At 57.7% G+C, this 20,749-nt stretch carries 23 protein-coding genes; 12 read left to right on the top strand and 11 right to left on the bottom strand.

Annotated elements, in window-relative coordinates:
* Window positions 1–39 precede the first annotated feature (39 nt).
* Together tgt and AC2FI8_RS01645 are read right to left on the bottom strand one after the other, a co-directional pair.
* Entirely contained in the window at window positions 40–1,170 is a 1,131-nt protein-coding gene (tgt, locus tag AC2FI8_RS01650) for a tRNA guanosine(34) transglycosylase Tgt (protein ID WP_496776704.1), read from the bottom strand.
* Window positions 1,171–1,234: 64 nt separating this feature from the next.
* Window positions 1,235–2,146, bottom strand: a complete 912-nt coding sequence (locus tag AC2FI8_RS01645) for a nucleoside hydrolase (protein ID WP_496776701.1) — start codon at window positions 2,144–2,146, stop codon at window positions 1,235–1,237.
* A gap of 177 nt (window positions 2,147–2,323) precedes the next feature.
* On the opposite strand from AC2FI8_RS01645, the gene AC2FI8_RS01640 reads away from it, so the two are divergent.
* The 3 genes from AC2FI8_RS01640 to AC2FI8_RS01630 all read left to right on the top strand — a co-directional run bounded on the left by AC2FI8_RS01640 (window position 2,324) and on the right by AC2FI8_RS01630 (window position 3,953).
* A complete protein-coding gene (locus AC2FI8_RS01640; protein WP_282151106.1) occupies window positions 2,324–3,214 on the top strand; it encodes an SPFH domain-containing protein in 891 nt (296 codons plus the stop codon).
* Window positions 3,214–3,492, top strand: coding sequence for an NfeD family protein (locus AC2FI8_RS01635; protein ID WP_113788870.1), 279 nt, complete (start codon window positions 3,214–3,216; stop codon window positions 3,490–3,492). The genes AC2FI8_RS01640 and AC2FI8_RS01635 overlap by 1 nt, the downstream gene beginning before the upstream one ends.
* 98 nt (window positions 3,493–3,590) lie before the next feature.
* A complete protein-coding gene (locus AC2FI8_RS01630; protein ID WP_058271500.1) occupies window positions 3,591–3,953 on the top strand; it encodes an SUF system Fe-S cluster assembly protein in 363 nt (120 codons plus the stop codon).
* A 98-nt stretch (window positions 3,954–4,051) separates the two neighbouring features.
* Here AC2FI8_RS01630 and AC2FI8_RS01625 read toward each other — a convergent pair whose 3' ends face one another.
* Window positions 4,052–4,393 carry a hypothetical protein gene (locus AC2FI8_RS01625; protein ID WP_496776699.1) on the bottom strand — a complete coding sequence of 114 codons (342 nt, stop codon included), beginning with the start codon at window positions 4,391–4,393 and terminating at the stop codon, window positions 4,052–4,054.
* Between the two features lie 193 nt (window positions 4,394–4,586).
* On the opposite strand from AC2FI8_RS01625, the gene AC2FI8_RS01620 reads away from it, so the two are divergent.
* A complete protein-coding gene (locus tag AC2FI8_RS01620) occupies window positions 4,587–4,952 on the top strand; it encodes a HesB/IscA family protein (RefSeq protein ID WP_058271498.1) in 366 nt (121 codons plus the stop codon).
* Here AC2FI8_RS01620 and AC2FI8_RS01615 read toward each other — a convergent pair.
* Window positions 4,949–5,860: an isopenicillin N synthase family dioxygenase gene (locus tag AC2FI8_RS01615; protein ID WP_496776697.1), complete on the bottom strand. Its 912-nt coding sequence runs from the start codon at window positions 5,858–5,860 to the stop codon at window positions 4,949–4,951. The genes AC2FI8_RS01620 and AC2FI8_RS01615 overlap by 4 nt on opposite strands.
* 121 nt (window positions 5,861–5,981) lie before the next feature.
* On the opposite strand from AC2FI8_RS01615, the gene tpiA reads away from it, so the two are divergent.
* On the top strand, window positions 5,982–6,731 hold the full coding sequence (gene tpiA, locus AC2FI8_RS01610) for a triose-phosphate isomerase (protein ID WP_496776694.1): 750 nt from the start codon (window positions 5,982–5,984) through the stop codon (window positions 6,729–6,731).
* Between the two features lie 2 nt (window positions 6,732–6,733).
* Here tpiA and AC2FI8_RS01605 read toward each other — a convergent pair whose 3' ends face one another.
* The 6 genes from AC2FI8_RS01605 to AC2FI8_RS01580 all read right to left on the bottom strand — a co-directional run bounded on the left by AC2FI8_RS01605 (window position 6,734) and on the right by AC2FI8_RS01580 (window position 13,877).
* Window positions 6,734–7,045, bottom strand: a complete 312-nt coding sequence (locus AC2FI8_RS01605) for a DMT family transporter (RefSeq protein ID WP_496776692.1) — start codon at window positions 7,043–7,045, stop codon at window positions 6,734–6,736.
* 330 nt (window positions 7,046–7,375) lie between these two features.
* The gene (locus AC2FI8_RS01600; protein ID WP_496765184.1) at window positions 7,376–8,752 is read right to left on the bottom strand and encodes a TRAP transporter large permease; all 1,377 of its coding nucleotides are present in this window, start codon (window positions 8,750–8,752) and stop codon (window positions 7,376–7,378) included.
* Window positions 8,752–9,429 (bottom strand): TRAP transporter small permease, encoded by a 678-nt coding sequence (locus AC2FI8_RS01595; RefSeq protein ID WP_058271493.1) that lies wholly within the window; start codon window positions 9,427–9,429, stop codon window positions 8,752–8,754. The genes AC2FI8_RS01600 and AC2FI8_RS01595 overlap by 1 nt, the downstream gene beginning before the upstream one ends.
* A 115-nt stretch (window positions 9,430–9,544) precedes the next feature.
* Entirely contained in the window at window positions 9,545–10,546 is a 1,002-nt protein-coding gene (locus AC2FI8_RS01590) for a DctP family TRAP transporter solute-binding subunit (RefSeq protein WP_109311602.1), read from the bottom strand.
* Window positions 10,547–10,917: 371 nt separating this feature from the next.
* Window positions 10,918–12,147 carry a sigma-54-dependent transcriptional regulator gene (locus tag AC2FI8_RS01585; RefSeq protein WP_496776690.1) on the bottom strand — a complete coding sequence of 410 codons (1,230 nt, stop codon included), beginning with the start codon at window positions 12,145–12,147 and terminating at the stop codon, window positions 10,918–10,920.
* Entirely contained in the window at window positions 12,144–13,877 is a 1,734-nt protein-coding gene (locus AC2FI8_RS01580; RefSeq protein ID WP_496776687.1) for a sensor histidine kinase, read from the bottom strand. Before AC2FI8_RS01580 ends, AC2FI8_RS01585 begins: the two co-directional genes overlap by 4 nt.
* Before the next feature lie 47 nt (window positions 13,878–13,924).
* Here AC2FI8_RS01580 and AC2FI8_RS01575 point away from each other — a divergent pair, with 47 nt between their 5' ends.
* Window positions 13,925–15,106, top strand: coding sequence for a cytochrome P450 (locus AC2FI8_RS01575; protein WP_496776904.1), 1,182 nt, complete (start codon window positions 13,925–13,927; stop codon window positions 15,104–15,106).
* On the opposite strand, the gene AC2FI8_RS01570 is transcribed toward AC2FI8_RS01575, so the two are convergent.
* A complete protein-coding gene (locus tag AC2FI8_RS01570) occupies window positions 15,103–15,582 on the bottom strand; it encodes an Lrp/AsnC family transcriptional regulator (protein ID WP_496776685.1) in 480 nt (159 codons plus the stop codon). The two genes, AC2FI8_RS01575 and AC2FI8_RS01570, sit on opposite strands and share 4 nt — an antisense overlap.
* A 143-nt stretch (window positions 15,583–15,725) precedes the next feature.
* Between AC2FI8_RS01570 and cobA the strand changes: the two genes are divergently transcribed.
* The 6 genes from cobA to AC2FI8_RS01540 all read left to right on the top strand — a co-directional run bounded on the left by cobA (window position 15,726) and on the right by AC2FI8_RS01540 (window position 20,645).
* Complete coding sequence (cobA, locus tag AC2FI8_RS01565) at window positions 15,726–16,502, top strand: uroporphyrinogen-III C-methyltransferase (RefSeq protein WP_496776683.1); 777 nt, start codon at window positions 15,726–15,728, stop codon at window positions 16,500–16,502.
* A complete protein-coding gene (locus AC2FI8_RS01560; RefSeq protein WP_170557547.1) occupies window positions 16,502–16,816 on the top strand; it encodes a DUF2849 domain-containing protein in 315 nt (104 codons plus the stop codon). The genes cobA and AC2FI8_RS01560 overlap by 1 nt, the downstream gene beginning before the upstream one ends.
* A 68-nt stretch (window positions 16,817–16,884) precedes the next feature.
* Complete coding sequence (locus AC2FI8_RS01555; protein ID WP_496776681.1) at window positions 16,885–18,549, top strand: nitrite/sulfite reductase; 1,665 nt, start codon at window positions 16,885–16,887, stop codon at window positions 18,547–18,549.
* The gene (locus AC2FI8_RS01550) at window positions 18,539–19,300 is read left to right on the top strand and encodes a phosphoadenylyl-sulfate reductase (protein WP_496776678.1); all 762 of its coding nucleotides are present in this window, start codon (window positions 18,539–18,541) and stop codon (window positions 19,298–19,300) included. Before AC2FI8_RS01555 ends, AC2FI8_RS01550 begins: the two co-directional genes overlap by 11 nt.
* Window positions 19,297–19,704 carry a DUF934 domain-containing protein gene (locus tag AC2FI8_RS01545; protein ID WP_496739885.1) on the top strand — a complete coding sequence of 136 codons (408 nt, stop codon included), beginning with the start codon at window positions 19,297–19,299 and terminating at the stop codon, window positions 19,702–19,704. Before AC2FI8_RS01550 ends, AC2FI8_RS01545 begins: the two co-directional genes overlap by 4 nt.
* Window positions 19,705–19,811: 107 nt before the next feature.
* Window positions 19,812–20,645, top strand: a complete 834-nt coding sequence (locus AC2FI8_RS01540; protein WP_496776900.1) for a ferredoxin--NADP reductase — start codon at window positions 19,812–19,814, stop codon at window positions 20,643–20,645.
* The last annotated feature ends 104 nt before the right edge of the window (window positions 20,646–20,749 follow it).

Here is a 20,749-nt window from a genome sequence, read left to right as displayed (position 1 = left end):
TTTTGGGAAGGTGAGGAACCTTCCCGAACCTCGCCATGCCTAGACTGGTTCAATATCCCCCTGCGCACGCTGTGCGTGGAACTCGACCTGCCACGCATCGAATGTTCCGGCGGCGATGGCGTCGCGCATGCCCTGCATGATCTCTTGGAAATAGTGCAGATTATGCCAGGTCAGCAGCATACCCGAGATCATCTCGTTCGAGCGGAACACGTGGTGCAGATAGGCGCGGGAGTAGTTTGAACAGGCAGGACACGTACAGAGTTCATCCAACGGGCGCGGATCGTCGGAATGCCGGGCATTCTTGATGTTCACCACGCCGTAGCGCGTGAATAGCTGCCCTGTGCGCCCCGAGCGGGACGGCAGCACACAATCCATCATGTCAATGCCACGCGCAACGGCGCCGACGATATCATCCGGTTTTCCAACGCCCATCAGATAACGTGGTTTGTCGACCGGCAGCATGTCCGGCGCAAATTCCAGCACGTCGAACATCGCCTCTTGGCCTTCACCCACGGCAAGTCCACCGACGGCGTAGCCCTCAAAACCGATCTCTTTCAGCGCTTCGGCCGATTCCTCGCGGAAATCCTGCTCTAGTCCGCCCTGCTGAATGCCGAACAAGGCGTGACCCGGGCGATCCCCGAAAGCATCACGCGACCGCTCAGCCCACCGCATCGACAGGCGCATCGACTCGGCAATGCGATCCCGGTCAGCGGGCAACGCTGGGCATTCGTCGAAACACATAACGATGTCGGACCCCAACAGGCGCTGAATCTCCATCGACCGTTCAGGCGTCAATTCGTGGCGCGAACCGTCGATATGAGATTTGAAGGTCACGCCTTTTTCGGTCAGCTTGCGCAACCCGGCCAGCGACATGACTTGGAACCCACCGGAATCCGTCAGGATCGGCCGTTCCCAATTCATGAACTTGTGCAACCCGCCCAGACGGTCGATCCGCTCGGCTGTCGGGCGAAGCATAAGGTGATATGTGTTGCCCAACAGGATGTCCGCCCCTGTGGCGCGTACGCTTTCCGGCATCATCGCTTTGACTGTTGCCGCCGTGCCAACCGGCATAAAGGCCGGCGTGCGAACTTCCCCGCGCGGAGTGTTGATTACTCCGGTACGGGCCTTGCCGTCCGTGGCCTTCAGGTCAAAAGAGAAACGGTCTGTCATGTGAATGCCTCAGGGTCGCTGAACCGGGCAGCAATTGCCCGATCTTCGCTGGTATTGCAAGCCGTCAGGGCAAGGACGCAACGCGGTCAGTGAACAGGCTGACAACCCCTGCCCCATCCACATCCCGGCATACGCGCACCATTGGTCTATTGGCATCCGGTCGTGTTGCCCCGATTTGCGGACCATCTACCTCAACCTGAAGCCCGGTTTCGACTATCTCGAACAAGGGTTCGTGGGTACAGGCAATCACAGCCGTCGAGTCGTGCAGGCCGCACCCTTCCAATCCGCCGATATCCTTGTAGAACTTCAGATAAAATTTCGAGATGTCGCGCAGGAAACCGCCCATGTCAGCGGAACGCGCCGCCAATGCATCAAAATCCGCAGTCTCGTACAGAGTTTTTAGCGTGACATCCAAGCCGACCAGAACGGTATCTGGCGGAGACGCGAACACTGCATCCGCGGCCTGCGCATCGTGATAGATGTTGGCCTCGGCATGCTCTGTGATGTTCCCGGGGCAAAACACGGCACCGCCCATGATCACCAGTCGCTTGATGTTGCCTGCAAACTCTGGGTCCAACCGCATGGCATCGGCGACATTGGTCAACGGACCAATGGCGCAGACGACCAGCTCACCCTTGTGTTCCTGCGCCTGCTCGACAAGGAATTCGGCCGCCGTCAGGGGGTGATTTTCCCCAATTTGCGGGATGTCAGTCAAATCACCGAATCCTTCGGGGCCGTGCACGTGCTCGGACGGGTCGTATGTGGTCGCACCAACTGGAAGCGGCGCCCCCTCGGCTACTGGCGCGTCCAGTCCCAGTTTATGGAGCAAGAACCGCGCGTTGCGGCTGGATTGGTGCACATGCGTGTTGCCGAAAACCGTGGTCAGGCCGATCAGGTCTATTTCTGGTGCAGCGGCGGCATAGGCAATGGCCATCGCATCGTCGATGCCCGGATCTGTATCAATTATCAGTTTCATCCCCGCCCGATAGCGCAATCACAACCGGATGCAAAGCAGCCACATTCAAAATATTCCACGCCACATTGTGGTTTTCAGAGATTTGCATCTATCCCCATTCCCGCCATACCAGAGTTGAAAATGGGCGAGTCAATCCCCAAGTGTATACCATAGTACACAATAATAAAGAGGACAGATATGACCGAAGAACAGATCATTGGGTTGCTAACATCGAACATCATTTACCTGCTTGCGGCAGTTCTGATTGTCGTCGTTATTTTCAAAGGCATCAAAATTGTGCCTCAGTCCGAAAAGTACGTGGTTGAACGATTTGGCCGCCTGCACTCGGTGCTTGGCCCTGGAATAAACTTTATCGTTCCTTTTCTTGATGTTGCACGTCACAAGATATCCATTCTTGAACGCCAGCTACCGAATGCGACGCAAGACGCAATCACCAAGGACAACGTTCTGGTTCAGATCGATACTTCGGTGTTCTACCGCATTCTTGAACCGGAAAAGACCGTGTACCGTATCCGTGACGTCGACGGAGCGATTGCAACAACCGTTGCAGGTATCGTCCGTGCCGAAATCGGTAAAATGGATCTGGATGAGGTGCAGTCCAATCGCGCGCAACTAATTGAACGCATTCAGGAAAGCGTCGAAACTGCCGTTGACGACTGGGGGATCGAAGTCACCCGCGCCGAGATTCTGGACGTAAATCTGGATCAGGCCACACGCGATGCTATGTTGCAGCAGTTGAACGCGGAACGTGCCCGCCGCGCGCAGGTGACCGAGGCTGAAGGTCAGAAACGTTCCGTCGAATTGAATGCGGACGCGGAACTTTATGCGGCCGAGCAGACCGCAAAAGCCCGCCGTATTCAGGCCGAGGCTGAAGCTTATGCAACCGGCGTCGTCGCCAAGGCCATTCAGGACAATGGTATCGAGGCCGCCCAGTATCAGGTCGCATTGAAGCAAGTCGAAGCTCTGAACGCGCTGGGTAACGGCACTGGTTCGCAGACCATCGTGGTTCCCGCCAATGCGCTTGAGGCCTTTGGCGATGCCTTCAAGATGTTGAAAGGAGGAAAGTAATGGCTGACCCCATCTGGCTGACATGGTGGCTCTGGCTGGCCGGAGCGCTGGCTCTGGGCATACTTGAGATCGTCTTGCCGGGGTTCATCTTTCTTGGCTTTGCAATTGGCGCGGCGGTCACAGGGCTTTTGCTTGTGATCCCCAGTTTTGCCCCAAGCTTGGCAGTTCTGCTGTTGATCTTTGCGGCCCTATCGCTTGTGGCCTGGCTGATCCTGCGGCGCATGTTCGCCCTTCCCCATGGCCAGGTGAAAACCTTCCGCCACGATATCAACGATTGATCCAAATCGACGCAGCGTCCCGGGGGCCACACGGCACCACTGGACGCTGCCCCAGCCTTTCCCTATATAATTTCTCAGGTAACAGCCCCGAGGCACGAATGACCCATCCAAGTGAACAGTTCGAAGGTACGCCGCTGATCGCGCCTTCGACCATCGATCATCCACTCTACGATTCCGTGGTCGAGGCTTGCAGATCTGTCTTCGATCCCGAGATTCCGGTGAATATCTACGATCTGGGTCTGATCTATACGATCGATATCACCAAGGAAAACGCGGTGAAGGTCATCATGACACTGACCGCGCCCGGATGCCCGGTCGCCGGTGAAATGCCAGGCTGGATTGTCGAAGCCATCGAACCGGTCGCTGGCGTCAAAGAGGTTGACGTCGAGCTGACATGGGAGCCCCCCTGGGGCATGGAGATGATGTCAGACGAAGCACGTCTTGAACTGGGATTCATGTAGAATTTCGCTCAGCTTTACCAAGTAAAGCATTGAAGTATAACAAAAAGAGCTGTCTATGAACCGGAGCAGCCCTTTTTACATCAAAGGGCCCGGGCGGCCTATTTCACGCCGCAGGTCGATTTTATCTCGGCCGCACGATGATCCAGCTCTTTGACGTAATCGCCATTCAACATACTGAGCCTTTTTTGCTCGGTTCCCGTGACCAGTCCCAGCAATGCACCGGCAGGAGTGATCGCAATGATACTTTCTGCCTGCTGGTCTTCTGCGTGCTTTTTTTCTGCGGCGATGGCCCGAAGATCCCCCTCGGCTGTTGCGCAATTCACCGGATGTCGTGCGCCATCCGTTGTTGCATGCGCCAAGCCCGCGGTCAGAATGACTGCGACTACAGCTTGCATCGTAATGATTTTTCTGCGGAAATGCCCGATCTTCACCATCTTCATTCGCCCTTCGCTCAATTGTCCGGTCACAATCGTCAAGCTAAGGCGAAGACCGGGAGTGACGCAAGTTTGCTGTGGCAATTGGTCGTTTGGCCGCGTCACTGCCGGTAAAACTTAGGTCAGCAGGTCTGCTATGTCTTGAGCCTGACGCCTCTCGGCCCTAGATTGGGGATAACGTAGCGCAACGGAGACCACCATGTTTGGCATTCCCGGCAAACAGGCCGTGACAATGACGACCAAAGCGGCCGAGCAGATCGCGCGCCTGATGGCGACCGGCGGTCATGCCGGGTTGCGCATTGGCGTCAAAAAAGGCGGCTGCGCCGGCATGGAATACACCATGGACTACGTGGATGAGGCTGACACCAACGACGAAGTGGTCGAACAGGACGGTGCTCGCATCATGATCGCGCCAATGGCGCAGATGTTCTTGTTCGGAACTGAAATCGACTATGAGGTCTCGCTTCTGGAAGCCGGGTTCAAGTTCCGCAACCCGAATGTTGTGGACGCTTGCGGTTGCGGCGAATCCATCAAATTTGACGAGACGCTTTCCACACAAAACTAAGTCGCCTGCAGGTGCAGATAGGTTTCGTTGTAGCGCCGTGTAAGATGGTCACCTGCGCTGATCGTTTTGCCTGAGCCTGGCGGAGCAACGTTGGTGTCGTAGGACGGGTTAAAGAACAGTGGGACCGAAATGCGTTCCTGCGTCCCGCCTATGACGCGGTGCTCGGTGGCTTTGACTTTTCCGGCGGTCCAGAATTCCAGCATCTCTCCAAAGTTGATGATGAATGTACCAGGCGCCGCAGAGACAGGTTGCCAGCTGCTATCCGGCATGCGGACCTCAAGCCCTGAGACCCCGTCCGTGGCCAGCAATGTCAGACACCCATAGTCAGTGTGCGCCCCGATGCCAAAATCCCGATCACCTGCCCATGCCGGACGTTCTGGATAGTAGTTCCCGCGCAACAGGGCCATTGGCGTGTCAAAGGCACGATCAAAACTGAGTTCATCCCGGCCCAAAGCGCCCGCAATGGCCCGAAGAACGCGCATCGCCACATTGCAGGCGTCGCTGTAGTAAGCTCTGATAATATTTTGGAAATCCACGGGATTATTCGGCCACAAGTTCGGTGCATAAACACTGAGCCCTTTTCCGGCATAAGAATTTCCCGCAGGCAATTCGAAACCACAGTCGAACACTTCCTTGAAATCCGGATTGGCCTTGGGGTCGACCTGTTCTGATCGCGGCGCGCCCCACCCTCGGTTTGAACCCGTCATCGCCATATCAACGGTTTTTTTCTGGACGTCCGGTAAATGGAAGAAGTCGCGATACACCTCGATCACGTTTCGGACTTGATCGGCGTTCAACCCGGTGTTCGACACCGTTAGAAACCCAACTTCACCAATGGCATGCAGCAGCTTTGCCATCACTGAAGCCTCGCGTTCATCCAGTTTTCTCAGATCAAGATCATCGATCATGCTGCCCTCCACAATAACGCGGAACCTGCCGTTGTGGTCGGACCTTTGCAACCGGAATTGTCAGGCTCGGCTGGTGGTGCTATCCGATGAGCAAACAACGACTTATTTGGGGGTACGCGTTATGCGGCGCAAGCTGGCAGCTGGAAACTGGAAAATGAACGGAACCGCGGCTGCATTGCCCGAGCTTCTGTCGCTGGCTACATCGTATCCTGATGCATCAGTAGACGTCCTGATTTGCCCACCGGCAACGCTATTGCATCGCGCGGCAGAGGCGGTGAAAGGTACCGGAATTACCGTCGGCGGTCAGGATTGCCATGCAGCCGAATCCGGCGCACATACCGGCGATGTCAGTGCTCAGATGCTGGTTGATGCAGGGGCAAGCGCCGTCATTCTTGGGCATTCAGAACGGCGCGAAGATCACGGCGAACAGAACGAGGATGTCCGCGCCAAAGCACGTTCCGCGATGGACGCGGGCCTGAAAGCCATCATTTGCGTCGGCGAAAGCCTGGAGCAGCGTGAGGCCGCGAACACGCTGGACATAATCGGCGGACAGTTGTCCGGCTCGATCCCAGATCAGTCGACCGGTGAGAACCTGGTTGTTGCCTATGAACCGATCTGGGCCATTGGCACCGGCAAAGTCCCCACACTGGACGAGATCGGAGAAGTGCACGACTTCATCCGCGCTCGGCTTGAACGTCGATTTGGCGAAGGTGTCGGCCGCTCGGTCCGGTTACTTTATGGCGGTTCGGTCAAACCGGGCAACGCAGCCGAAATCTTTGCAGTCTCCAACGTGGACGGGGCGCTGGTGGGCGGCGCAAGCCTGAAAGCCGAAGACTTTTCTGGCATTATCGACGCCCTGCAAAAGGCCTGAGGTCAAGCCAATTTCATCGTCACCAGCCCGGCCACAATTAGGGCCGCCGCGATCAGGCGGGGCGCGGTCAGCGCCTCGCCCAGAAACATCACGCCGACCATGAAGGCACCAACGGCGCCGATGCCTGTCCAGATCGTATAGGCCGTGCCTAAGGGCAAATCCCGCATCGCAAGGGCAAGCAACCCGAACGACCCGATCATTGACGCACCCATCAAAGCCGTAGGCCATAGGCGCGTGAAACCGGCGGATTGCTTCATGGCGACGGCCCAGACAATTTCCAGAAGGCCAGCGAATAACAAAAACATCCAGGGCATAGAGACACCTCACATCTCTTCGGGTCGTCCCGAATGATCAGCCAACAAGGCGAGGTCGTCCTCTTTCCCGTACATAAATTCTCTTGCCCTGTATTCAAGAGGGCGCGGCGTGCAGATCAAAACCTCCAACGCGGCGCGACCCGAAAAACCCAGTATCTGTTGCGCCCATCGGTGATTCCTGCCCTCAGATGACGGCATCCGTTACTGGAGGACACGCCGTCACCTTGCCTATCGCGGGATCGCTCTGGGTGCGGAATACTCAAAAATGGCGGCATATAAAAAAGGCCGGGTCTGGCATAGACCCGGCCTTTCTTGTCGCAGGTATACCCGCTAATTCGTCACGATTTCCGGACCCATAAAGGTATTAGGCAAGAAGGTCGAAATCCACGGTATGTACGTCACCATGATCAGGAAGACGAACAATACGGCCAGGAACGGCAGCGCCGCCTTCACAACGCTCATCATCGGCATACCAGCCACGCCCGAAGTCACGAACAGGTTCAGTCCGACCGGAGGCGTAATCATCCCAATCTCCATGTTGACCACCATGATGATGCCCAGATGGATCGGGTCGATGCCCAACTCGATGGCGATCGGGAACACCAGAGGTGCCACGATGACCAACAGTCCCGAAGGTTCCATGAACTGACCACCGATCAGCAGGATCACGTTGACCACAATCAGGAAGGTGACTGGCCCCAGGCCCGCCGAAAGCATTGCACTAGCGATGTGTTGAGGCACCTGTTCATCGGTCAGCACGTGCTTGAGGATCAGCGCGTTAGCGATGACGAACAGCAACGTCACCGTCAACTTACCGGCCTCAAACAGCGTGTGCTTGGTGTCAGGGTGAAAGAACGCCGTGACCAAAGCATAGGGCTTTTTCAACAGCGGAATGTTCTGCCCATCCCCATTGGTGCTGAGGGGCCCCATGTCCTTGTAGACAAAGCTGGCGATAAAGAAGGCATAGACGGCGGCGACGGCAGCGGCTTCGGTCGGTGTGAAGATACCGCCATAGATACCACCCAGAATGATGACGATCAGAAACAAGCCCCAACCAGCTTCGCGGGCCGAAGTAAATATCTCACCCCAACCCTTCCAGTCACCTTTGGGCAGGTTCTTGACTTTGGCCATAACGTAGATCGTGACCATCAGCATCAGACCCGCCATCAGGCCCGGAATGACGCCCGCAAGGAACATCCGCCCGACCGAGACCTCAACGGCGGCGGCATAGACCACCATTACAATGGACGGCGGGATCAGAATGCCCAGCGTACCCGCGTTACAGATCACACCCGCAGCGAATTCCTTAGAATAGCCAACCTGCCGCATACCGGCGATGACGATAGAACCGATGGCTACAACAGTCGCCGGAGACGACCCCGACAGCGCGGCAAACAGCATACAGGCAAAGACACCCGCAATCGCCAGACCGCCCGGCAAGTGCCCGACACAGGCGATGGAAAAGCGGATGATCCGACGCGCCACTCCACCGGTCGTCATAAAGGAAGACGCAAGAATGAAGAACGGGATCGCCAACAGTGTAAAGTGGCCTTCAAAGGCTTCGAACAGGGTTCCCGCGACCGAAGCCAACGAACTGTCAGAGTAGATCAACAGGAACAGGGTCGAGCTGAGGCCCAAAGCCACCGCAATCGGCACACCAATCAGCAGCAGGCCGATGACCATAGAGAAAAGAAGTACGACGTCCATCAGTCATGCTCTCCTTGCTGAGCGCGGACTTCTTCGATCTCGTCCTCGACTTCGTGGCTGGCAACAAGACGGTCGGTCTCACCACGCCAGATTTGTACTGCGACCTGCGCAAAGCGGATCACCAGAAGCAGCATCGACACCGGCAACACCAGATACGGCACCACCTTGGGCAATTTTTCATACCCCTCGCCGTAGTTGATCAGATCTTCGAGGAAGCGCAGTGGCGCGACCATCGGGATATCGTCAACTTCGTAGAAACTCTGGCTGCGTGCGTCGAAATTGAACCCGGTCGGGAACCAGCGGCCTGAGGTGGGCGGCAGATCCGCAAACACAGCCCAGTAGTCATACGACCCTTTCAGCAGCAAAAGCGAGAACACCAGACAACACGCCACCGATATCAGCGCCAAAATGCGGCGCGGCGCCGGGGCCAGCATGTTCAGGATTGCATCAACACCCAGATGAGCGTGTTTCTTGACCGCATAAGACGCGCCCAGCAACACCAGCCAGCCAAAGGTGAAAACCGTCAGCTCAAGCGCCCACAAGATGTTGGAATTGAATACAAAGCGCGCGATCACGTTGGCGAAGGTTACGACCGTCATCACGCCCAACAGGGCGGCAATCATGGTCTCTTCGATATGGTCGACCAGCCCGCCTTGGCCGGGTTTCGAACCAGACATTTTTCTGTCCCCACATTATTGGTGATGAGAGTTAGGTGTGGCGGGCCAAATTACGGCCCGCCCAGCCTGCGTGTCCGCCACTCCCCAGTCTTTGGACACGCGGCCTCAACCGGGATCAGAACCCGGCGTTGATGGCCTGAGCGGCGTCGATCTTATCCTGACCTACGTCGTCGGAAAACTGGTCCCAAACGGGCTTCATCGCATCGACCCAGGCCTGACGCTGTTCGGGGTTCAGCTCGCGGATGATGCCGCCGGCATCAGTGATCGAAGCCTTGGCTGCTTCGTTCACCGAGAAGGCTTCCTTGTTCCGTGTCTCGGTCACTTCACCCAGAATGGTCAGGAACTGATCGCGCACCTCGGGATCAAGGCTGTCCAACCAGTCAACCGATGTCACGACCAGATAGTCGATGATGCCATGGTTGGTCTCGGTGATACCGTCCTGCACTTCGAAGAACTTTTTGCCATAGATGTTCGACCAGGTGTTTTCTTGGCCATCCACAACGCCCTGTTGCAGCGCGCCGTAAACTTCCGAGAACGCCATCTTCTGCGGGCTGCCGCCAATGGCTTCCATTTGGGCAACCAGAACGTCCGAGGATTGAACACGGAATTTCAGGCCCTCGGCATCCGACGGAGCCTCAAGCGGTTTATTAGCCGACATCTGTTTCATGCCATTGTGCCAGAACGCCAGCCCTTGCAGGCCGCGGCGCTGCATGCTGTCTTTCATCGCCTGACCGTCAGCTGAAGCTTGGAATGCATCAACTGCGTCGATGTTCTTGAACATGAACGGCAGGTCGAACAGACGGAATTGCTTGGTAAACTTCTCGAACTTCGACAGCGACGGCGCGGCCAGCTGGACGTCGCCTTGAAGCATTGCTTCAAGCACCTTGTCGTCATTATAGAGCGTCGAGTTCGGATAGACCTCAACGCACATTACGCCATTCATCTCGTCATTGACGCGCTGCTCCAACAGCGATGCCGCGATGCCCTTGGGGTGTTTATCCGTGTTCGTCACGTGCGCGAACTTGACGACAATCTCGCCGTCATCACACGCGGCCATACCGGCGGTTGCTGTAACACTCAACGCCAGCGCGGTCGCGGCAGTTGTCAGGAATTTCATCTGTCTTTTCCTCCCAGACTTCCATGAAACCTTCAGTCAACGCCAGATCGGCGTCTCATGTGGCGCAGTGAAGCGAATCAAGGGGCACCGCTCAACTTTTTGTTCGAAATTCAGAGCTCTCAAATATTTTCGTTTTATTTCTGCTTGTTAGATGGACATTCCTCGTCATCAAAAGTCAGTGGCGCTGCCTGTTGTGCGAAAATCCGCACATTAATTTCCACAGCTGTGCGGATTTCCGCACGCACTTCGAATCAGATCGAGCGAATCACCCCCTGATTCTCTGGTGACCACACGCAGCCTGTTAATGCAGGCTGCCCGGCCCAACGCCTTTAAATGCATGATAATGCAGTCAAAGGCGGCGAGAGCCTCCGTTAGCGCCGATAGTCTTCTGGGCGAATCTGATAGCGGGCCAGTTTGTCGTAAAAAGTCTTGCGCGGCAGTTTCAACGCTTTTGCCGCATCCGAGGCTTTGCCATTGTGCCGACCAAGCGCCGCGATCAGCAGCGACCGCTCTACGCGCGCCATTTGCTCATTCAGCCCCAGATCAGCGGCACGTGCCACCTCTTCCGGCATCCCCAACACGAACCGCATCGCCGCCGACATCAGCGATCTGGCATTGCCCGGCCAATCGCTGGCCATCAATGACGCAAGGTGCTCCGAGGTGATCTCGGGCTCGGCAATGCCCGCCTGTTCTGCCGCTTGCGCGACATAATGGCGAAAGATCACTGGTATATCTTCGGGTCGTTCCGCCAGCGAAGGGATGCGCACACGCATGACGTCTAGGCGATAAAAAAGATCCGCATTGAATTGGCCCTGCTCTGACAGCGCCGCCAGATCTGCGGTCGTTCCCGCGACGATCCGTGAACCGGTGCCCTGCTCTATCATTTCAAGCGCGGCGTACTGCGTGGCATCCGGCATGGCCGAAACCTCATCCAGGAACAACGACCCACCGGCCGCATCTTCGCAAACGCGCACCAACCCTTCGGGCGTCAACCCTGAGGCCGGGCGCTTGACGAACGGCCCCTGCCCAACCGGCGACATCAGATGAACGACTTCGGCCACTTTCGATATCCCGCTCCCCGGTGGCCCGGTTACCAGAACTTCTGCCCCGGTAGGGGCGACGGATCGGACCCGTTCACGCAAGGCCTCGGCCTGCGCGGACAGGCCGAACAAAAGCCGCGCTGCCGGATCGCCGCGCTCAAGCTCTGATTTGAGGGCACGCTGTTCGATCACCTGCGCGCGCGCGTCAAAGGCGCGCTCCAGCACGGACAGCAGGTCCGCCGCCGCGCATGGCTTTTCCAGAAAATCAAAGGCCCCCTGTCCCATGGCCTGCACCGCCATTGGGATATCACCCTCTCCGGTCAACAGGACAACGGGCAAGTCTGGATCAACCTCACGCGCGTAGTTCAGCAGATGAAAACCATCCCGGCCCGGCATACGGATGTCCGAAACGATCACACCCGGAAAGTCGGCGCGAATATGGTCTTTTGCCGCCACAAAGGATCCCGCAGTAACCGGATCATAATCTGCCAGTTCAAGCGTTTGCGCCAAAGCTTCGCGGACAGCGGCATCATCATCGACCAGTAGAATTTTCCGCGTCATGCGACCTCGTGCTCCGTGAAAGGCTCAAGCTCGACCGTGAATAACGCCCCGGTGTCCAGATTTGCACCCCGGATATTACCCCCAAAGCTTTGCACCAGACCATAAGAGATCGAAAGCCCAAGCCCCATCCCCTCAGAGGATCCGACGGCTTTGGTCGTGTAAAATGGCTCGAACAGTTTTTCCGAGTTTTCGATACCCGGGCCGATATCGCGGACAGTCACAGCCAGCTTGTCGCCACGGTCGATCGCAATGCGAATGAGGCGGTCGTCTTGCCCACTCATGGCGTCGGCGGCATTGTTGATCAGGTTGACGAATACCTGGACCAACCGCACCTCGCCACCCCATGCGTAAACCGGGCTGTTGGGCGGGGCCCAATCCATACGGACATCTTCGGTTCGCAACCGCGCCTCGGTCAACTCTACCGCTGTGTCGATCACCTGAACCAGATTAACCTTGCCCATCGGCTCGCTTTCATTGCGGGCAAAGGCTCGCAGGTTCTTAATGATACGCGCCATGCGCGCCGCCATAGCAGAGATACGCGTCAGGTTCTCCGAGGCTTTCTCATCCCGGCCGCGGGAAAGAAAAGCCGCGCCGTTATCTGCGAATTGCTGGATCGCCATTAGCGGTTGGTTCAGTTCGTGACTGATACCCGCCGACATCTGACCCAACGCGCTGAGTTTGCCCGCTTGGATCAGCTCTTCCTGAGCGTGTTTCAGAGCCGCTTCTGCGTCTTCACGTTCACGCACCTCGCGGCGCAAAGCGGTGTTCGCAGCAGTCAAAGCATGTGTCCGTTGTGCGACCCGGCTTTCCAATACAGCGTTGGCTTCGGCCAATGTGCGCCTGCGTTCGGTCGCCAGATACAACAGCGCGCCGAAGGCCAGACAGATTGCAGCAACGGTTGCCGCCTGCAACCTCGCCAAACGCTGCGCAGGGGCCACATCGACCAGAACCTCAGCCGTCATGTCGATCACCGGCAAATCCAGCATCAGGTGTAATGCGCGACTGGGCAGATACCGTCCCCAGTTCAACTGCCAGACCTCGTGCGGACCGACCAGAACCGATGCGAAATCAACTGCCCCACCGTCTGGCGGTGTCAGGCCCAACTGTCCTTTGTCCCGATGCCAAAACAGCAGATCCGATCGGTTTGAGATAAAGACGACACCGTCCCCGTCGGTGAAGAACACCGCCTCGGTACTGCCGCGCCAAGTCTGTTCCACATCTTGGACATCGGCCACGACGATCAATACACCCTCGACCTGACCAGCATCACCAAAGGCCGGGGCGGCGTAGGAATAGGTGCGATCTCCGCTGCTTTCCACAACCCCGTGCGCGCTGCCCATGGCGCCCTGCAATGCGCGCCGAAACGCGGGGTGGTCCGCCATGTTTGGCCACACAACCGGCTGCGCCGAGGCCAGCACCTGCCCGCTTCGGTCAAGATACATCATGTTGACGGCCGAGGTTTTGTCGGCGACGTCCAGCAATATCGCGCGCGCTGCCCGTTGTTGCACCGGTGTCTCTAGGGCGCGCAGGGCCGGATGCGTGGCCATCAGCACGGCCAGTTCTTGATAGACCTGCATCTGAGTGCTGAGCCGGTCGGCAGCCAGTTCAAGGTCAGCCTCGGCTTTTTCACTGAGCTGCGACAGCGCTTGACGGTAGCCATAGGACCAGACCCCTGCGGTCAACAGGCCGACAGCAAACAAAAATCCCAGAATGACCCAAACGCGTTGCATGATATAGGGTCTTGCATTCGGCGCGCCGCATGGCAAGTCTGCGCCGCATGAAGACGGTATTTCAATCTCCAATCGATCCGGAATTTGTGCAGAACCCCTACCCGTTCTATGATCAGGCCCGCGCGTGCGGTAATCTGGTCTATTGGGAGGACTATGGGAAAGTTGCGGCTGTATCACACCGGGCGGTCTCAGCGCTTTTGAAAGACCGCCGCTTCGGTCGGGAAGTACCCGTAGAAATGCAAACCCCAGGTCCGGCGCATCTTGCCCCTTGGCTGGCGGTCGAGGCGCATTCGTTGCTGGAAGCCGAACCGCCAAGACACACACGCCTGCGTGCATTGGTGATGCGGGCATTCACGTCCCGTGCTATTGCGGCACTGGAACCTTCGATCCACGACCTAACCCATTCTTTGATTGACGCATTTCCCGACCAGCCGTTCGATTTGCTCTCTACCTTTTGCACCCAAGTTCCGGTCATCACGATCTGCCGCCTCTTGGGCGTGCCCGAGGATATGTCACCCAGCCTATTACGCTGGTCACATGATATGGTGGCAATGTATCAAGCCAGCCGTACGCCCGAGACTGAGACCGCTGCCGCAGCCTCATCCCAGGAATTCTCCGACTTTCTGATCGACTACATCGAGCAGCGCCGCAGCGATCCGCAGGACGATCTGATCACACGGTTGATCGCGGCCGAAGAGGATGGCGAAAAGCTGTCACGCGAAGAGCTGGTCGCCACCTGCATTCTGCTTTTGAATGCCGGGCACGAAGCGACGGTGCATTCACTTGGAAACGGCGTAAAGACCGTTTTGCAAAATGGCATCGGACCGCAATACTTTGCGCCGGACAGCATCGACCGCACGGTAGAAGAGATTTTACGCTATGACCCGCCGCTGCACATGTTCACTCGCTATGCCTATGAAGACATCGACGCATTTGGGTACAGTTTCAAACGTGGTGATGAGGTCGCGCTACTACTGGGCGCTGCGAACCGGGATTCTGCGGTCTGGAGCGACCCGGACAGGTTCGATCCCACCCGCGCCATCGTCACGAACACCAGTTTCGGTGGCGGCCTGCACTTTTGCGTTGGCGCCCCTCTGGCACGGATGGAAATGCGCATCGCACTGTCCACGCTGTTCGACAGATATCCGAACCTGCGCCTGAGCGCCGAGCCCGAGTACTCGAATACCTACCATTTTCACGGGCTGACCAAACTGATGGTGCAGACCTAGCTTTCGATCAGCGCTTTCAAAGGCAACATGGTGGTGGACTTGATTTCTTCCATCGACAGCAAGGCAGTCACGTTGTGAACGCGCACTTCTGAAATCAGCGCCTGATAGAAGTCGTCATAGGCACGCGCGTTCTTGACCCGCACCTTTAGGATATAGTCGATGTCGCCGGCCAGCCGATGCGCCTCTTGCACTTCGGGCCTGTCCCGCAGAGCTTTCAGGAATTTATGCTGCCAGTCAGCCTCATGTTCCGACGTTCGGATCAGAACAAAAAACGTAGCTTCAAATCCCAGCGCTTCGGCGTCCAGCAAAACGGTCTGTTGACCGATCACTCCGGCCCCTTTCAGTTTGCGTATCCGATTCCAGACCGGGGTCTTGGAACTGCCAACACGAGCGGCTATTTCGTCCAGCGATTGACTGGCGTCCCGCTGCAGCTCGACCAGAATTTTCCGATCCGTATCATCAATCCGCACCGACATTCCAAATTTCCCTTCGTTTCGAAACCAATGTCCCGCTTTGCCGTTGGCGCGGAACATTTGTCCTTATTTGTTCGCCTATATGGCGTATTGGCGGGAATATTTCCTATATTGCAAGACAAGTCAAACCACACTCGGGACACGAAATGCAGCTTACGCAATCATATGATGGCACAGGACATGTCGACTTTGTCGGCGCGGGTCCGGGCGATCCGGAATTGCTGACGCTCAAGGCGCTGAAAGCCTTCGAGCGCGCGGACGTTGTGCTTCATGACCGTCTGATCAGCGCTGAGGTTCTGGCGCTGGCCGGCAAGACCGCCCAACTGGTCGATGTCGGCAAGGCCGGTTTCGGCCCGTCTTGGAAACAGGAAGACATTGACGCCCTGCTGGTTGAGTACGCCTTGAAAGGTCAGCGCGTCGTGCGCCTGAAGTCCGGCGACCCGACCGTGTTTGGACGTCTGGATGAAGAGATCGAGGCGGTTGAGGCTGCTGGTATCTCGTGGCGGATCGTTCCGGGCATCACTGCTGCGTCGGCAGCGGTTGCCGGAATCGGTCAAAGCTTGACACGTCGTGGGCGCAATTCTTCGGTCCGTTTTCTGACCGGCCACGACATGAAGGGATTTGCGGATCACGACTGGAACGCGTTGGCGCGCACCGGTTCGGTGGCTGCGATTTACATGGGCAAAAAGTCCGCTCGTTTTATTCAGGGCCGCCTGATCATGCACGGTGCTGATCGCCAAACGCCGGTGACGTTGATTGAAAACGCTACGCGCCCCGATCAGCGCATTCTGGAAACGACTCTGGACCAGTTGCCCACCGATTTGAACGCCGCCGAAATGGACGGCCCTACCCTGACATTTTATGGCCTCGCCCCGCGCCAAGCGGCCGTGGCCCTGACCGATTTCAAGAAGGAGCACGCCTGATGGCCCGCGCTTTTACCCCCAAAGTGGTGACCGCCAACGACCTGTTGGAAGGTGACGTCATCTATTTGACCGAAGACGATCGCTGGTCGCGCGAATTGTCCGAGGCCGAACTGATAACCGACGAAGCCCACGCGCAGGTCCGCCTGCTGGATGCAACACGTCAGGCCAGCAAGATCGTTGGTGCTTATCTTGCCGATGCCGTCGCCGGCGACAACGGCCCCGAGCCCACCCATTTCCGGGAAGACTTCCGCCGCACTGGTCCGTCCAACTATGCCCACGGCAAACAGGAAACTTCCCCGCAGCCCCGGGCCTGACCTCTGGCCCGTCTCTCTCCCCTACTCAAGGCCCCAAGGTTCGGGGCTGCAACTAAGGACAGCTAATCATGTATCGCTACTCCGAGTTCGACACAGCATTTTTGGCAGAACGTAACGCGCAGTTCCGCGCGCAGGTCGAGCGCCGCATTGACGGCTCGCTCACCGAGGATGAATTCAAACCCCTGCGCCTGATGAACGGCCTGTATCTGCAACTGCACGCCTATATGCTGCGCGTCGCGATTCCATACGGCACGCTCTCCAGCGCGCAGATGCGTCAACTGGCCCTGCTGGCCGAGAAGTGGGACAAGGGCTACGGCCATTTCACCACCCGTCAGAACATCCAGTACAACTGGCCCAAGCTGAACGACGTGCCAGACATGCTGGACGCGCTGGCTGAGGTTGGCATGCACGCCATTCAGACATCGGGCAACACCATCCGCAACGTGACCGCCGACCATTTCGCCGGTGCCGCCGCGGATGAGATCGCCGACCCGCGCCCCTATGCCGAACTGTTGCGCCAGTGGTCGACCGACCACCCGGAATTCCAGTTCATGCCGCGTAAGTTCAAGATCGCCATCACCGGGTCCGAGAATGACCGTGCCGTGATCAAGGCGCATGACATCGGCCTGCAACTGGTTGAGCGTGACGGCGTTCTGGGCGCCCGCGTTATTGTGGGTGGTGGCCTGGGCCGTACGCCGATGATCGGTAAAGAACTGTCCGAATTCGTCGCCTTTGACGACCTGCTGGCTTATCTGGAAGCCACTGTTTCCGTGTGGAACCAGATCGGCCGCCGCGACAACAAGTACAAAGCGCGCATCAAGATCACGGTGCATGAGCACGGCATCGACGCCATTCGCGCCAAGGTCAACGAGCGCTTCCTGCAGGTTCGCCCGCAGTTCAAAGGCGCTGACATGAACCTGTTGGAAGAGATCAAGGGCCACTTTGCCCCGCCAACCTTCCGTGAAGCCTCGGTTGCGTCGTTTGAAAGCGCCTATACCAATGATCCCGTCTTCCGGTCGTGGGTCGACACCAACATCGCACCGCACAAGAACGCGGACCACGCGATCGTCACGATCTCGGTCAAGAAGCACGGTCAGACGCCGGGTGACGCGACCGCCGAGCAGATGCGCGTGATGGCCGATCTGGCCGAAGAGTTCGCCTATGACGAGCTGCGCATCAGCCATGAGCAGAACGTGATCCTGCCCCATGTCCACAAGTCGGACCTGCCTGCGATCCATGCGAAGCTGAAAGAGTACGAACTGGCCACCGCCAATATCGGCCTGATCAGCGACATCATCGCCTGCCCCGGCATGGATTACTGCGCACTGGCGACAGCCCGTTCGATCCCGGTTGCACAGGAAATTGCGACCCGTTTCGATGATCTGAAGCTTGAGCATGATATCGGTCACCTGAAGATCAAGATCTCGGGTTGCATCAACGCATGTGGTCACCACCACGTGGGTCACATCGGCATCCTGGGTCTGGATCGCGCAGGCGTCGAGAACTACCAGATCACTCTGGGTGGTGACGCGACCGAAACTGCAGCCGTTGGCGACCGCACCGGCCCGGGCTTTGCCTATGATGAGATCGTGCCTGCCGTCGAACGCATCGTCGAAACCTATCTGGAACAGCGTGACAGCGCCGAAGAGACATTCCTTGAAACCTATCGCCGCGTAGGCATGGCGCCGTTCAAGGCAGCCCTCTACCCCGAGGCGCGAGCGAATGCCGCTTGACCTGATCCAGACGGAACTGGGGGCTGACCGCGCAGAGCTGACCGAAAAGGTCGAAGCGCTGAACACCCAGTTGCGCCACCACAGTGCCCATGACGTCATGCATGGCGCGTTGGAGGCAATCGAAGAGCTTGCTTTGGTCTCCAGCTTTGGGGCGGAATCGGTGGTGTTGTTGCACATGGCAGCCGTGGTCGACAAAGCCACGCCGGTCCTGTTTGTGGACACGCAGATGTTGTTCACCGAAACGCTGGAATATCAGCAGGACGTATCAGATCGGCTTGGCCTGAAGAACGTCCACATCATCCGCGCAGATGATGAGGATGTTCAGCGCGAAGACCCATACCGCGCCTTGCGCCTGAGCGACACGGATGCCTGCTGCAACCTGCGCAAAACCTTCCCGCTGCAGCGTGCTTTGGCGGGCTATGACGGCTGGATCTCGGGTCGGAAGCGGTTCCAGTCTGGCACACGCGCCGCGCTTGACTTCTTTGAGGTCGAAGACGGCACCGGTCGGATCAAGGTAAACCCGCTGACCCATTGGGCGCCGGAAGACGTGCGCGCCTATATGGATGAAAACAACCTGCCCCGGCATCCGCTGGTGGCCAAAGGTTACCCTTCGATCGGTTGTGCGCCCTGCACCTCGCCGGTCAAAGAAGGCGAAGACCCCCGCGCCGGACGCTGGCGCGATCAGAACAAAGAAGAATGCGGCATCCATTTTGTCGACGGCAAGATGGTGCGCGCTGGAGAGAAAACATGAACGTAATCGTAACGGATGAGGGGTTCGCCCCCGACGACTGGACAGATGGCTTTGTCACGCTGGAAGACGCGGCCAATGATGTCGTTGCGCTGGACGTGGCCTCGGACGCTGATCCTGATGAACTGGTTGACCGCCTGGGCAGCGCCCGCATGGTCCGCGTGGACTTCCCCTCTTCGGCGGATGGCCGCGGCTTTACCATCGCGCGCGTGCTGCGCCTGAAGGGTTTCACAGGTCGCCTGCGGGCCAGGGGCCACGTTCTGGCCGACCAATACGCCATGGCGCGCCGCAGCGGGTTCGATGAGGTCGAAATCGACGACGCACTGGCCAATCGCCAGCCCGAAGATCAATGGCTAGCCCGCGCCAATTGGAAAGATCATAGCTATCAGGCCCGCCTGCGCGGCTAACCCCGCCAATCGCCAGCTTGTGACTTCAAAGGGGCATTTAGCCCCTTTTCCTGACTTGAATCAAAGATTAAACGGAGATGTCGGTTTACCCAGCCGATAGTGAAACGATGACAGAGATGAAACCCGTGACCGAAGCAACCGCCGTCAAGGCACCCGTCCTTCCGGACGCCCAGACCGTAACAGATGTCAAACATTGGACCGACAGCCTGTTTTCTTTCAAGGTCTCGCGTCCCGCCTCGCTGCGCTTCCGCTCGGGCGAGTTCGTGATGATCGGCCTGCTGGGCGACAACGGCAAGCCTTTGCTGCGCGCGTATTCCATCGCCTCGCCTTCGTGGGATGAAGAGCTGGAGTTCTACTCGATCAAGGTGCAGGACGGTCCGCTGACATCGAAACTGCAGCACATCAAACCGGGTGATCAGATCATCCTGCGGCCCAAGCCCGTTGGCACGCTGGTCCACGACGCCCTGCTGCCTGGAAAACGCCTGTGGTTCTTTGCCACCGGAACAGGTTTTGCGCCCTTCGCCTCGTTGCTGCGCGAGCCGCAGACCTATGAGGATTACGACGAAGTCATCATCACCCATACCTGCCGCGAAGTGGGTGAATTGGAATATGGCCGTCAGTTGATCGAAAGCATTCGTCAGGACGAAATGCTGGCAGAACTGATGGGCGAAGGCTTTGCCGACAAGATTCGCTACTACCCGACCACGACACGGGAAGAGAGCCCCAAGATGGGTCGCATCACCGAGTTGCTGAAAGACGGCACAGTTTTTGCTGATCTGGGCATCGAAGGCGGCATCAAGCCGGAAACCGACCGGGCTATGGTCTGTGGGTCGTTGGCCTTCAACCTGGACATCAAAAAGATTCTGGAAGAGTTCGACCTGCGCGAAGGTGCCAATTCCGAACCCAAGGAGTTTGTCATCGAAAAAGCCTTTGTTGATTAACTCGATGCACCGGTTCCGGGGCATTTGGCCCCGGACTGGCGAAAAACCTATGACAAAACCCGGTTTTTTCGGCCTCGCCTGCACTTATGCCGCTTGAATCGGCG

This window comes from Ruegeria sp. CDSB029 (genome assembly GCF_059611125.1).
Note: the sequence above shows the minus strand (reverse complement) of the source record. Positions and strands in the feature narration are given on the sequence as shown.